We start from the raw sequence: 13757 nt of genomic DNA on the forward strand, positions 1-13757 counted from the left end.
GAGGCGCGATGGGTGGGACTGCGGCGCGATCGTTGCGCTCGGACGCGGAGCGCAGCGTGCGCGCGATTTTGGAAGCGGCCGAGCGGGTCCTCGCCGAAGAACCCGGCGCCTCCATGGAGCAGATCGCCGCGGCCGCCGGGGTGGCCCGCACGACGATCCACAGGCGGTTCGCCAATCGGCAGGCGCTGATCGAGGCGCTGGCCTCATCCGCGGCGCACCAACTCGCCCAAGCGGTGGACGACGGCCGACCGGACACCGCGCCGCCCCTGGTGGCGATGCACCGGATCACCGCCAACGTGCTCCAGGTCAAGAGCGCCTGGGCATTCGCCCTGGAACTGCCCGCCGACCCGGACAGCGAGGCCGCCGTCCTCCACCAGGACATCGCCCGCCGCTGCACCGCCGTACTGAAAAGGGCGCAAGACGAGAGGCTCATCGACGAGGCGGCCGACCTCGACTGGGTGCGCCGGGTCTACTACGCACTCCTGGGGGAGTCCTTGCACGGCAACGCGGACGGCGGCGCCGACCCCGACGCTCTCGCCGCCCGCATCATCGACACCCTGCTCCGCGGCGCCGGCCCACGTACCTGAGCCGAGCCGATGATGGCGAGGACTTCGCCGAGCCCGCCGAATTCCGCCCCGAGTGAGCGAGTATGTCGCCGTGGACAACTTCGAGCAGTTGGTTGAACGAGTCGCAGCCAAGGCTGCCGAGAGCGAGTGGCTGCGGCCCCCGGTCTCTGCGGAGGCTCTGAACGAGGCCGAGCAGAGGCTCGGCTTCCGCCTGCATCCCCTCCTTGCCGCGCTGTACTCGAAGGTGGGCAACGGCGGATTCGGCCCCATGGACGCGCTGCTGCCGCTGTCCGGTGACCCGGATCCGGATGGTGAGGAGGCCGCGGTCGAGGGCTACCTGGGACGGGTTCCGACTGCGGATGCGGACACCTGGTGGTCGTGGCCCAAGGGCGTCCTGCCCATCCTGGACTGGGGTTGTGCCATGTTCGCGTGCGTCGACTGCCGGAGCGAGGACGGAACGGTCCTCCTGTTCGAGCCGAACGCGATCAGCGGGCAGGACCTGTCCCGGGCGTGGTTCGTGGATGCGGGAAGCCTCGCAGAGTGGCTCGAGACCTGGCTCGCGGGCCGGGGATGGTATGAGGAGGACGTTGCGGGCGGAGGCTTCGACAGGGCCCTGTGGCCCGAGGCGTCCGCGCGGTTGTAGCCCTTCGTCGGTCGAGATTCCGGTTTGAAGACCTCGACAAGGAGCGATTTCAAGATCGGTTCCCGGCCGAAGACGTTCGGGTCCGACCCCCACCTGCGGATCCATTCCCCGTCGTCACGGTTGGCGTGCAGGCTCTGGCTCACTTCCGCGACTGTGCAGGCGTGGGTGAGGTGATTCCAGCGGTGAGGCCGAGCCCGTACACCTCCCCGCCCCCGCCCGGCACATCCGAGTCTTCCGGCCCGACCGCGCCCTCCACGACCCCACCCACGCCCTCGGCGGTCCCCGCGCCACTCCGTACCCCGCGTCCCCCATCGCTGCGCCGTTTCCACTGCGCGGCCGTCTGCCGCACGATCAGCGTCGCCGGTACGTCGTGGTCGGCGAACGTCCGTATGCAGGTGCGGGTGTAGCGGTCCACGGCGGAGTCGGCCGGGTCGCCGCGCTCCAGGACGTCGACGGGTGGATGTGCGGCGTGGCGCAGGTCGAGTGCGCGTATGCCGGCAAAGGCTGAGCGGTCTCGGGGATGTGGGACGGCGTCGGTGCCTCCCGGCCGCGAGCCTCATGTTCGGCAGCCATCCGGGGGGAAGTAGCTGGAGGTGATCCGGTAGATCCCGGGGCGCGAAGCGGTCAGTTGTATCCAGGGGCCGCTCGCGCGCAGGCAGGCGCCGTCGGAGTAGAGCCAATGCGAGTAGGCGGCACGCACGGTGACCGTTCCCGGGCGGGGCATCCTGAGCACGATGTCGGCGTCGCCGGCACGGAGCACTTCGGCGGGGGCGGTGGCCAATGGCACTGCGTCCCGGACGCGGAAGATGGTCCAATAGGCGTCGTTCCAGACCGGCTCCAGCCAGGAGCCCAGACGGCCGGACCGGATCAACGCGGCCTCGGTCCTGGCGTAGCCGTCCGGTGGGGCGTGCGGCAGGATGACGTAGCCGACCGCCCAATCGTTCAGCCACGCCCGATAGCTCGCCTCGTCGAGCTCCTCGGAGTAGAACAACCGGCCGCGCTCCATGTCGAGTTGGCGGTTCCAGCCGCGCACCGTCTGGAAATACCGGGCGAACACCCGGGCCTCGCGGTGCGAGCCGGTGGGGACCACTTCGACACGGCCGCGATAGGCGCCCAGCCGGTCCAACTCGGCGATGACCCCGGCGGTGTGCCGCGACCAGCCGGGCACCTCCGTGTGCGCCTGCACATCTCGGACCGTCACCACCGCCGTCCAGATCACGCACATCGCCAGCCCCGCTGCACAGAAGCGCGTGCGGAAGGACACGTCACCACCGACTCGGAGCAAGAACCTCCCGGGCTGCGGGTCTCGCCGTCTCCGCTCGAACCAGATTGCCAGCAGCACGGGCGCGCCGAGAAGCGTGCCCAGGCGCTCGACGTTGGTGCCCACCGGCGAAGGAATCAGCCAGGTCAGCACCACTCCGACGGCGTAGACCGCGCCACCGGCCCGCAGCTCGCGCCAGTCGCGCGGTGCCGTCAACGCCACCACGACGCCGGCCAGGACCGGCAGGATGATCCGCTCGGCTCCCATGGGCTGTTGGCCATGGGAGGGGAACAGCGCGCTCACCAACCCACCGACCACACCCGTCGGTACGGTCAGGGCCAGGCCTCTCGCCCACTGCCGGTCGAGCAGGAACCCCGCGCCCGCCACGAGAAGGAACAGGCCGGCCACGGGGCTGAACAGCACGGTCAGCCCCGTCCCCACGACCCCCGCGACGAGCCGCCACACAGGTGTGTGCCGCCCCACGAGGACCAGCAAGGTGCCCAGCGCGCTTGCGACACCGAGAGCGAATGTGGCGCGGCCCGAGACGACGTTGGCCCACACCGCCAGCGCCCCTATCAGCGCCGGCCACGTCGGCACTCTCCGGGTGGTGCGCACCAACAGCGCGGCCAACAGCCAGGTCGAGATCAACCCACTGAGGGCGGCGAGAGTGCGGACCCCGACCAACGCCATCAGCGGCGGCGAGAGGACGCTGTAGCTGCCGACGTCGATCCCGCCAAACCAGAACAGGCCGTACGGGGTACCCGGATGCCGCACGGCGAACTCCGCCCAGGAGTACTGAGCCGCGAGATCACCGCCACCGGTGGCCAGCAGGAGGCCCCATCCCACATACAGGGGTAGTGCGAGCGCAACCGCCACATGACATATCCGCCACCGGGGCGGGGAGACGCCGGACGGCTTCGCGGGCTCGGGATCCCCGCCGTGACGCGCGCCGGACGCCTGGCCCAGGCGACCACCGCGCCGTTCGCCGGAGGCGGCGCCGACGACCGCCGTCACGATGCGGCCGCCCTCGCGTCCGAACACCGAACGACGCGGGCGTGGACCCCACCGCAGGCGGCGCAGTCGAGCGAAATGATCCCGGCCGACGCCCCCGCGCGGCTCGCTCATGACAGGTTCCTCACAGGGACAACTGGGCTCCGGAACCGCTCGACGGATGCGGAGCCTGCTCAGGCATCAGGATGACGCACGAAGACTAGTTGGCCAGGAGCGCCGTGTGGTGCTCGGGGGCGGATCGGGCTCGATCGAGGGGAGACCGGCGGCCCTGTGGTAGGACGGCGTAGGACACGGCGAGGCAGCGAGTGTGAGCGCGAGGACCGGGTGGGACGTGGTGCCCGCCTCGTGTTTCGCCTCAGGGGCCACCGGCTCGCGGTCGTGGGCGATCGTGACGGAGAAGGAGAAGAACGAGCAGCATGCGTGGGTCCGGTTGGCCGTGAACGCGTACGCGCCGCGTACGGCCCGCCGAAACGGCGGGCCCTTGACCCTTGGAGGGCCACATGCCGGCCAACCCTGAAGCCGGCGGCGGTCGGTGTCGGCCGCGCCGCGGGGAAACGTCACGTCGACGCGATCGGGTTCCGTGCCCGCGGACCGGATGGCGTCCAGGTCGCAGTCCCACCGTGCCGGCCGGTCCTCGTGTTCCCTCAGTGCCGCCTCGAGCAGGCGTGCGACCGTTTCCGCCGGCCACTCCCCATCGAGGTCGGCTCCGGCGCGCCGGAGCTCGGTCTCGTACTGATGGGCGGAGAACCGGAGTTCCGGCAGGCCGACCGCTTTCCTGACGGGGTTGCGCCGGCCCGTCCGGACGATGTGTTCGCCGTCGCGGTTGTTCGGCGCAGCCGATCGCCGGCCACCCTGCGGGAAGCCTCGCCGGGTACAACCATCCCGCCTCGTGGGTGGGCCGCTCGAACCGTTCAAGGTGGTTCTCGAACGCTTTTACCGTGGTCTCGCGGGCACCCAGCCAACGACGAAGCCGTCGCCCACAAGCGCGCGGACGAGATGCGCGGTGGCGAACGCGGTTGTCGGGAGCGGCGGTTACGCTGTTGCCGGTCCGAGTCCACGGGGGAGTCATGCGTCGGTACCGGAAACACATCCTGGTTTACGTTGTCGTCGTCGCGGCCGCCTGGACGGCGACACGTGCGCTCGACGAGAGCTCCTCCACCGAGCGGCCACCAGCCGCGGACTCGCCGACGCCGCCACCCACGGTCTCCTCCGACCACGCGTCGATGTGCTCCCCGCCGAACGTGGCCTGCATACAGGTCACGGCGAAGAGGTAGGACAGGACGGCGCCCGTGGCCACACCACCGCGACCGAACCCCCCGGCCCGGGGCCTCGGACCGCAACCGGCCTCGTCCGCCACACGCCCGAGCATGTTCGCGCACGGAAACAAGCTGTGCGCGGCCTATCGGGACGAGGCGGACATCGTCGAGGTGACCACCTACAACGGCGAACACCGGTCCCCGCCCGTGACCGTTCGCGACACCGCCCGCCAAGAGGTGCGTTCCACCGCGGCGATGGCCATCGGCGCCCCAAGAGACGACGTATTCCTGCTCTACGGCCCCGAAGGCAAGATGTACGTCCACACCGCGAGCATCGATCCCGACACCGGCCGGTTCAAAGGCCCGCGCTCCGGCCACTAGCTGATCATGTTCACCGAGCCGGTGATTCTGCCCCACAACGGGCTGTCCAGGCTCGACGAACTCGCCGACGCCCCGGCCCGGGTGGTCGCCGGCGACACCGTCCGTGCCGGACGGCGCGACCGTGTTGACAGGGGTCGATCGACCAGTTCGCAGGGTCGGGGTCGCCCGAGAGTGCCGGGTCTGCTTGTCGGGGCAACCGCCGTCTCGCCGCCCGACTCGCCGGCCGCGACGACTGGGGGCGTGGGGCCGGGGTAGACGCCGTCCGCGTCGACGGGAACAACCCTGTCGGTGCCGACTCGGGCGGTCGGCCGACGACGGCCGTCACGAAAGGGGACGATCATGGGCCTTGAGGTGGCAGCGATCACGGAGCATGGGGCGTTGTTGGCCAACCATCGTCCGGACGGGCCGAGTTGGTTCCCGTACGCGTTCGTCGCCCTGTGGGTGATCGTCGCGATCGTCGTGATTCCGCGCGTTCTCAAAAACCGCAGACGCTGACCCGAGGGGCCGCGGCACACAACGGCGAACGGACGCTCCCGGCCGCCGAGCGGCATCGCCATGGGCAACGTTCTCCCGACCCGATGCGGCGCCCCCGGACGTCCGCTCCATCGTTGTGGGCGGGGCTCCACACGGCTTCGTGGCGCCTACGGCGGAGCACGGGGTGCTCGACCACCGATGCGAGCGTGGCCGTCGCGCCCGGCACCCATGACAAACTTCAACCTGTACGCCTGAGCCACGACGTTGCTGCCGTCGCTCAGGTCGAGAGGGCCGGCCGGCTCCTGCAGGGAGAAGCGCCGGCGCGCGGGCAGGCGCCGGGGAAGCCCGTCGCGGCCCTCGTGCCCGCAAGGCACCGTCGGTGGTCGGGCCGGTCGAACAGGTCGAACGGTGATCTTGGCGCCACCGTCGGTGACGGCAGGCCGATGCCGCCCCAACCACCGCGCCGCGCGCCCGTCCCGCGAGTCGGGTCGACGTCGTTCGCGAACGGTCCCCGCGTTCCGCGTCGGCGTCAGCCGCGGGCCGCCTGCCGCGCCCGTGTGCGCAGGTGCTCGTCGGCGGCGACGATCCGGGTTCTCACGCCCCACCGCACGACGCGCAGGTCGCGTTCGGCCAGCGCGGTGAGCCTGGCGACCCGGTCGGAGGTCAAGTCCTGAGTGCCGACCGCCGCCAAGGCCCGGAACGCGGTGTCGGTATCGGCGGCCGCTTCGAGAGCGGTCAACGCCGCGTCCGCGAGCGCCGCACGGTCGGCCGCGGGATCGAGGGCGAGCAGTGCCAGTACGGCCGAGGGTGCCGAGGGCGGCTTGTCCAGGAGCGCGGTCAGGCGTGGCCGCAGCGGCAGTGCGGCCCGGCCCAGGTCGGCCGCCGTGCGTGCGGCGTGCGCGCGCACCGAGTCGAACCACGCCGCGCCCTCGGCGTCGGCCAGGGCCGCGTCCAGCGTGCGCACCGCGGCGTCGGCGTCGCCGGTGATCCGCCACAGGGCATCGGCGATGGTGATCTCGAGGTGCAGGCCGGGGATCGTGCGCCGGCGTTCGGACGAGGGGCACGCGGCGCGCAGCAGCGCCTCGAGCTCGACGGCGGCCGGGCCGAGTGCGGCGGCCTCCGTCACGGCGGTGGTCACCCGGTGGTCACGGGCGGCGAGTTCGGCCCCGAGGGTCGCCAACAGCGGAGCGGTCGAACCGGTCAGTGTGTGCAGCGCGCGTGCCGCCTCGGGGCGACCGGACTCGGGGCCGGTGGCGTAGGCCGCGCGCACTCGCTCGCCCACCTCGTCGCACAGGTCGGGCGGGCACACGGCGCCCAACGCTCGCGCGGCGCCGGCCGGGAACCGCTCCAGGACGGCGCACAGTTGCGACGTGATCGAGGCGGCCTCGCCACCCCAGTACGTGACGACCCACAGCAGGTGGCGAGCCTCGGCCTCGCCCAGGTCGGTGCGGCCCAAACGCGCGCGTATCGCGTCCAGGAGCGCCGGGTCGAACGGGAACGGCACCCCGTCCGGCACCCGAGTGTCGGCGAGCAGACCGAGCGCGTGATGCCGGTGTTCGAGATCGTGCGCGAGCATCCCGGCGGCCCGTTCGGGCGCGACGGCGGCGAGCACCGCCAAGGCGCGATGCGTCTCGCCGGCCAAGGCATTGTCGGTGTGCTCGGCACGCTCGATGAGCGCGGCGAGTGCGTCCGGGGCGGCTGCGGGCAGGGCGACGTGCGGGGCGATCTCGCTCAGGATCTGCAACGCGCCGGACGCCGACTCCGGATCGTCGAGCAGCTCCACCAGCGCCGGCAACAGCGCGGCCGTCGCCCCGCGGGAGGTCGCGCACGCGGTGTGCGCCGCGTATAGGGCCGCCTCTCGCACGTCCGCGCACACATCGTGCAGCCCGGCGTCCAAGAGCGCGCACGCGGCCTCGCGATCACCGGCGCGATCGCGCTCCAGAAGGGCAGTCACGACGTGGGTCAGCGGCTCGTCCTGCTCCAGGTACGGACGTTCGGCCAGGTACTCGTCGGCCGGGACCACGGCGAGCGTCGCCTCGTGCGCGGCCCGCGTCCACGGAAGGCCCGCGTCGACGACGGCCAACACCGCCGCCACACGCACCTGGGGTGGTTGGCACCCGGCCAGGCCCTCGAACGCGAACTTCTCCGCGCCCGCCTGATCCAACCGGACGATCGCCGTCAACAACTCGGCCCGGACCACCGCTTCGCGTTCGTACGCCCACCGCTCGCGCAGGGCGGTGAGGAGCGGATCGACCCGTCCGGTGTGGCCCAGCGCCCACGTCGCGTATTGCCGCACAACCGCATCGGCGTCGGCAACCAGTGGCAGCAGGAGTGGAACCTGCGCGGCGACGGCGGACCGGCACGCCCCCGGTGCCACCTCGTGTTCGTCCTCGCTCGCGGCGATGCCACCGACGAGGGCCGTCAACCGCGCCGGCCGGCATCCGGCGGCGGCCAGTCGGGCCAGGAACGGAACGGCCTCGGCCGAGGCCGCGTACACGGTTCCCTGGTGCAGCAACGAGCCGTACAACTCGCCCACCGCCGCGTCCGCGATCTCCTCGTCGTCGTCGGCGACTTGGCGGATCAGCCCGGGGGTGTCGCTCGCGGGGCCGTAGGCGTGACTCGTGGCGTCCCAGGGGTGGGCGTCGACGTCGGCGAGCACACGTTCGATGGTCATGGCGCGATCATGCCGGCGCCCTCCGACGCGGCTGCCGTGGAGCGGCGCCTACGGGCCGTCGAACCTCCGCCGGAGAGGCAGGAGATGGCGAGCCCTTTGCGGTGCTTCTTCCCAATGGCGGGTTCGGGGTGCGGTGTTCCGACGTGGGGCGCGGCGCCGATTGAGAATGTTGGTCTGTGCTTTGTGACCTGGGACTTCGCTGTGTGGTGTCGGGTGCTCCTTGGCGAAGGCTCGGTTGACGTGCGGTACCGCAGAGTTGCAGACGCCTTCACGCCATTCATCGCACGCCACGCACAGCGCTGCGTCGAACCGTTCGCAGTAGTCCTGCCCGTTGCCGCAGCGCGGGCATGATCCGGGCTCCGGTCGGACGGTGGAGGGGCGTTTACGAGGCATCCCCTGTCCGAGGCTCAGCATCTCCGCGTCCACCATCGTCAGCCCGAGTTCGGGGAGGCGGATCCAGATCCGGCGGGCGTCGTGGGGGTTGATGTGGGCCTCCTACTTCCCGCCCCGGGAGTGATCGGGGAGGCGTGGCCCCGGTCGCGGCCCAACGGGTCGCAGTCGTAGGTGCGGTGGTGGAGGCGGATCCCGACTTCTTCCGGCCACGGCGGCGCCTGGCTTCGGGCGCGCCGCCACTCGTCCCTCGGTCCGGTTCGCGAGGTCGGGGCCGCAGGCGATGGACCGGCTCGTCGAAACCGGACACGGGTGGCGGACTCGATGCGGAGGCAGTCGAGGAAGCGGGTTCCCCGCGACCATCAGCGGCACGCCGTTGGTTCGAGACGCAACCGCAGGTGGCGGACACGACGAGCGTGCCGCCGCCTCCGGGGGCACGTCACCCTTCCATGCCCTCGATCACGTCGCCGCGCATACAGATGATGCCCTTGATCATGGCGTGAGGTGACCGGCTGCCCTCCGTGTTCGCTCCCACCTCGGCGAAACCGAACTGGATCACCGCCTCGCCCAGGAGGCTTGCGTCGCGACTCACCCTGACCCGTTGCCCCCGGGTGAACTCTCCGCGCTCGACGGTCATGAAGACCGCGGAGTCGCCGTTCGAAAAGGCGAACGAGTCCGTCACCACTGCTCGCGTCACAATGTCTTCTCCTCCGGCTGAGAGCGCGCGACTTCAGCTCCGCGTCGGCGATGCTCCTGGCCACGTCGGCGCGGGCCTGTCGCTCCGCGTCGGCCATGGCCGCGGCCACGTGCGTCGCACTTGCGGCGCGCACGCGCAGGGTCAGCTCGTGGTCACGGCCCAGGACACGGGAGGCGTCTCGGACAACCTTCCCGAGCAACTCCCAGCAGCGCAGCACACGTCACCGGCTTCCGCGACGGTCTGCGCGTGGATCAGCCGTACGGCCAGGGTGTCGACCGTGTGACCGCCCGCGTCCGCGGCCCACTGTGCGGCGAGTTCCGACAAGCGCTCTTCGCGCGTCGCCGCGTCCGCTGCGCCGGTCGCCTCGACCGCCGCCCGCGCATGCGCGCTGATCATGCCCTCGACGCCGTACACGTGTCCCCCCGTTTGCCGTTCGCCCTGTACTGCGTGCGGGAGCGCCCGCGCGCAGCCAATGAAACCACCCGGTGCGCGCCGCCGGACTCGGCCTGCGCGAACTGGACATCGGCGGCCTGTTGCTTCCCGGCACCGAGCTCCGCGTCCCGCGGGGTGGCTATGCGCAGTCGAGGAGAGGAGACCCGCGGGGAGAGTGCGTGCTCGACCACTGCGGGTACGTGGGGCGCCGTTTGTCGATGTCGAAGTAGAAGATGGTGTCGTGCGGGTGAGGTACGCCGGGCACGTCGAAGTACGGTCCACCGTACCCGACCTCGGCGAAGGGCTTCGCGGCCTGGCGCGTTCGTATCGTGTCGCAGGACGACTTCCGTGTTTCGGGTACCGGCGGGAACCGCCACGGAGACATGAGCAGCACCACGTCGGCGTTGTCGATGCGGGGCGCGAACGACTCGGCCCACGCCGCGACTTCGCCGACCTGTGGCAGCTCGCGGGTGGTGATGGTGACGTCGTCGCACTGTGCCCCGATACGGCTGACACACGCCGCGAGCCACTGCCGCAGCAGGTCGTTCGTGAAGAACGGCCGGGTGCCGGGCGGGACCAGGGCCACCCGGGGTGCTCCGCGGACCCGGGCCGACATGGGTGCTCCGCCTGCCGCCGCGCCACTGGGACCTAACCCCGGGCGTGAGGTTGGCGCTCGTCGCGTCAGGCGCCGAACTGGGTCCTCGACGACGCCTCGGCTTTCGACGGCAGCAGGTCTTTCGCGGGCTCGCTGTAGCCGACGGACACGATGCGGTCGCCCGCGTACGTGAACGTCGTCAGCGACGCCAGGGAGCACTGCCGCTTGCGCGGGTCGTGCAGCAGGCGCCGCCCCTCGATGTACGAACGCACGATCCACACCACCACCTGGTGGCTGACGAGTACCGCCTCGTGCCCGCGCGCCTTGTCCCGCGCGGCATCGAGGGCCGAGGTCATGCGCACGACCTGGTCGATGTACGGCTCGCCCCACGACGGCTGGAAGGGGTTGCGCAGGTACTTCCAGTACCGCGGATTGCGCAGCGCGCCCGCGCCGACACCGAACGTCTTACCTTCGAAGCTGTTCTTCGCCTCGGTCAGGCGCGGATCGGTCGCGACCTCGAGGTCGTGGCGGACGGCGATCGGCGTGGCCGTCTCCTGCGCCCGCTCCAGCGGCGAGGCGGCGACGTAGGTGATGTCGCGGTCGGCGAGGTGGTCCGCGACGCGCTCGGCCATCTTCACGCCCAACTCGGACAGGTGGTAGCCGGGCAGACGGCCGTACAACACGCCCTCCGGGTTGAACACCTCACCGTGGCGCATCAAGTGGACGACAGTGATGTCATTGTCCTTTGTGGTCACCTGTGCGCCTCCCGGCTGTGGTCGGAAATCCGTAACCTACGCGGGCAGCGCGGATGCACAAGGCACGGTATCCACAATACGAACCAGCGCTGTGCGCAGCGCTGGTGGGACGACCGGCACGTGCTGGTCATCACAGCCGAAGGGTCGCGCTGCCATCACCCGGATCGACGGATATCGACGCGACCAACTGCACGTCCCCGGGTCCGACACGTGGATGTCCCATCTGGGGGCGGTCCGCGACGCCGGCGGCGAGTACACCGACGACGATCTGGTGGTCCTGCGCGCCGTAGCCTGGCGCGGCGACATCCCGATCGTCATCAAGACCGTCGTGAACTCGTGGACGCGCCGCCCGGCGGACTGCCTGTTCAAGGGATCGCCGCGTGCGGTTGCCTGTGGGGCGGTCCCGTCTCCTGGAGTCGTACCGGCCGACCACGCGGGGGTGTTCGCCAGGCGGCGATTCGCGGTCACGGCATGTCCCAGTCCGGGCCGACCAGGCCGACCAGCCACTGCGCTGCCGGGCAAGGACACGCCGTGCGTCGCGGCGACCGCAAGGACCGGGTCGCCGCCGACCGCCCGGGCTGTATCCGCCGTCTCGGTTCCGCGTTCCACAGCGAGCCGCGCGGCCCCGGCCGGCCACACCTTCGCCCAGGGTTCGCCTCGACGGACGGCCGCCAAGAGCAGATCGCGCAGCGCAGCGTGCCACGCAGTGGGATCCGGGCCGTGGCCCCGCCGCCGGCCGCAGCGCCCTGGCGGACTTGCTCGGACGAGTGGACAGACATGCGCGTGGCTTGGACATACATCCCGATGACGGCCCGGAGCGGACCGGGCCGAGGCGGTGTTCGGCAGGTAGGCGAGGGACGACGTCGGGCTACCGGCGCATCGCGGTGTGGGAGGGCAGTTCGGCGAAACGTTCGCGATACTCGCCGGCGAAGCGGCCGAGATGCGAGACGCCCCACCGGTAGGCGATCGTGCCGACGGGGTCGGTGGAGGCGAGGATTGCTCGGCGAGGTTCGCCTCGATGAACGCGAGGGCTTCCCGCAAGGAGCGCGGGTAGCCGGGTTGCGGACCGTCGTGCAACTCGCCGGTGAGCCGAAAGTGCGCGGGTTCCACGTGGTTCTCCATTCCGCTCACATCGGCGGGGCCGTGAACAGGCCCGGATCGACGTCGTTGTGGGACTTGGCGGCGATGAACTCGTTCATCTCCTCATGATCTCGCCGCAGTCGCCCACGCACATCGTGTCCGAGAGACGGAACCCCAGGTGCTTGATGTACCAGGTCACCGTGACCTCGGGGGTGGGAGAGTTCATCAGCACATGGGACAGGCGCACGGGAACCGACTCGCGGCGCTCGATCCTGCGGTGCCGACGGGCGGCGACGTCGGCGGAGACCTCGACCACGCGGCCCTCGTTGTCGAAGAAGCGGACCGCGTAGCCGCCGCCGGGAGTGTCCAGCGACTGCGGCTCGTGCACCAACCGCACGCCCTGAGCGGTCAGTCGTACGGCCAGGGCGTCGACATCGTCGGCGCCGGCGGCGCCGAAGGCGATCAGGTCGGTACGCTTGTGGGCGTCCTTGCGCAGCCGCACCACGTACTGCTCCGGTGAGCCTTCGGCCGCCAGAAACGAGACGCCGGTGTCAGCGGCGGTCTCGGTCAGGCCCCACAACTCGGTGTAGAACCGGCGCTGTTCGGCGAGGTTCGGCATGGCGATGTCGATGTGCCGCAGGTGGGTGATCAGACTGCTGTTGTTCATGGTGCTCTCCTCTTCGAGCCGTGCCGGTCAGCTCAGTCGTTCGGTCAGCCAGTCCAGGACGGTGGGCAGCACGGGCCCTTCGCCCATGTGGCCGCCGGGGAACATCCGGGCCGTCTTGGCGCTCCCGTGTCCGAGAGGGGCACGAGGCCGGCCGTGTCGGTCCTCCCGGCGAACTGATGGATCCCGGTGGCCAACGGCGGGCGGGGCACCAGAGCCCGCCAGACCATCTGCCCGTGAAAGTCGAGTGAGGTCCGGAGCCCCAGCAGGTCCCGCGTCGTCGAGCGGATCCCGTCCGCGCCCACCAGCAGCGCGACCTCGCGGACCGTCCCGTCCGACAACCGCGCCCGGACCGGCTCGCCCTCCTGCTCCACCGCGGCAACGGTCACTCCGTGGCGTATCTCCACGCCGCGCCGCTCGGCTTCCGCGCGCAGGATCCGGTGCAGTACGGGGCGCGCGATGCCGACCATCGCCGGCCGCCGCGCACCGATAAGGCGCGGCAACCGGATCTCGTCCGCCCGCTCGCCGTTCACGTCCACGTGCGTGATCGTGTTCATGCCGAAGCCCTCGGCCAGACACGCGTCCGCCAGACCCAACTCGTCCAGCGCGCGCAGCGAAGGACCGGTCAGGCACAACCCCCATCCGGACGTCGCCTCCGGCGGGCCGATCTCGACGATCTCGACCTGCCAACCGTCGCGTGCCAGGGCGGTGGCCGCGGTCAGACCGGCCACTCCCGCACCCACGATCACGGCCGTCCGTGCACCGCGATAGCCGTTCATATACGCCTCCAGAGCGCCGATTTCCTCGGAACCCCAGGACGCGTCGGCGCTCGGCCTTATCCGCATCGGGCGACGGCCATTCGCTGCCGGCAGGCGATC

13 protein-coding genes are annotated in these 13757 nt (G+C 71.1%); 4 read left to right on the plus strand and 9 right to left on the minus strand.

Features of this window, described 5'->3' with window-relative positions; all coding sequences use genetic code 11:
* Positions 1-8: 8 nt before the first annotated feature.
* Positions 9-587: a TetR/AcrR family transcriptional regulator gene (locus ACZOOI_RS44210; RefSeq protein WP_465282467.1), complete on the plus strand. Its 579-nt coding sequence runs from the start codon at positions 9-11 to the stop codon at positions 585-587.
* A 52-nt stretch (positions 588-639) separates the two neighbouring features.
* On the plus strand, positions 640-1209 hold the full coding sequence (locus ACZOOI_RS44215) for an SMI1/KNR4 family protein (RefSeq protein WP_465282468.1): 570 nt from the start codon (positions 640-642) through the stop codon (positions 1207-1209).
* Positions 1210-1765: 556 nt separating this feature from the next.
* Here the strand turns inward: ACZOOI_RS44215 and ACZOOI_RS44220 are convergent.
* Entirely contained in the window at positions 1766-3595 is a 1830-nt protein-coding gene (locus ACZOOI_RS44220; RefSeq protein ID WP_465282469.1) for a hypothetical protein, read from the minus strand.
* Between the two features lie 982 nt (positions 3596-4577).
* Complete coding sequence (locus tag ACZOOI_RS44225) at positions 4578-4778, minus strand: hypothetical protein (protein WP_465282470.1); 201 nt, start codon at positions 4776-4778, stop codon at positions 4578-4580.
* A gap of 70 nt (positions 4779-4848) precedes the next feature.
* On the opposite strand from ACZOOI_RS44225, the gene ACZOOI_RS44230 reads away from it, so the two are divergent.
* Positions 4849-5118 (plus strand): hypothetical protein, encoded by a 270-nt coding sequence (locus ACZOOI_RS44230; RefSeq protein ID WP_465282471.1) that lies wholly within the window; start codon positions 4849-4851, stop codon positions 5116-5118.
* 339 nt (positions 5119-5457) lie between these two features.
* Entirely contained in the window at positions 5458-5613 is a 156-nt protein-coding gene (locus ACZOOI_RS44235) for a hypothetical protein (protein ID WP_465282472.1), read from the plus strand.
* 508 nt (positions 5614-6121) lie between these two features.
* Here ACZOOI_RS44235 and ACZOOI_RS44240 read toward each other — a convergent pair.
* The 7 genes from ACZOOI_RS44240 to ACZOOI_RS44270 all read right to left on the minus strand — a co-directional run bounded on the left by ACZOOI_RS44240 (position 6122) and on the right by ACZOOI_RS44270 (position 13724).
* Positions 6122-8266 carry a hypothetical protein gene (locus tag ACZOOI_RS44240; protein WP_465282473.1) on the minus strand — a complete coding sequence of 715 codons (2145 nt, stop codon included), beginning with the start codon at positions 8264-8266 and terminating at the stop codon, positions 6122-6124.
* Between the two features lie 829 nt (positions 8267-9095).
* The gene (locus tag ACZOOI_RS44245; RefSeq protein ID WP_465282474.1) at positions 9096-9353 is read right to left on the minus strand and encodes a hypothetical protein; all 258 of its coding nucleotides are present in this window, start codon (positions 9351-9353) and stop codon (positions 9096-9098) included.
* Positions 9354-9494: 141 nt separating this feature from the next.
* Positions 9495-9767, minus strand: a complete 273-nt coding sequence (locus ACZOOI_RS44250) for a hypothetical protein (RefSeq protein ID WP_465282475.1) — start codon at positions 9765-9767, stop codon at positions 9495-9497.
* Between the two features lie 157 nt (positions 9768-9924).
* A complete protein-coding gene (locus tag ACZOOI_RS44255) occupies positions 9925-10401 on the minus strand; it encodes a hypothetical protein (RefSeq protein ID WP_465282476.1) in 477 nt (158 codons plus the stop codon).
* 65 nt (positions 10402-10466) lie between these two features.
* On the minus strand, positions 10467-11096 hold the full coding sequence (locus tag ACZOOI_RS44260; RefSeq protein ID WP_465284171.1) for a histidine phosphatase family protein: 630 nt from the start codon (positions 11094-11096) through the stop codon (positions 10467-10469).
* A 1234-nt stretch (positions 11097-12330) separates the two neighbouring features.
* A complete protein-coding gene (locus ACZOOI_RS44265) occupies positions 12331-12882 on the minus strand; it encodes a VOC family protein (protein ID WP_465282477.1) in 552 nt (183 codons plus the stop codon).
* A gap of 44 nt (positions 12883-12926) precedes the next feature.
* The gene (locus ACZOOI_RS44270) at positions 12927-13724 is read right to left on the minus strand and encodes an FAD-dependent monooxygenase (RefSeq protein WP_465282478.1); all 798 of its coding nucleotides are present in this window, start codon (positions 13722-13724) and stop codon (positions 12927-12929) included.
* Between the last annotated feature and the right edge of the window lie 33 nt (positions 13725-13757).

The sequence above is a fragment of the Embleya sp. L77 genome (genome assembly GCF_055557415.1).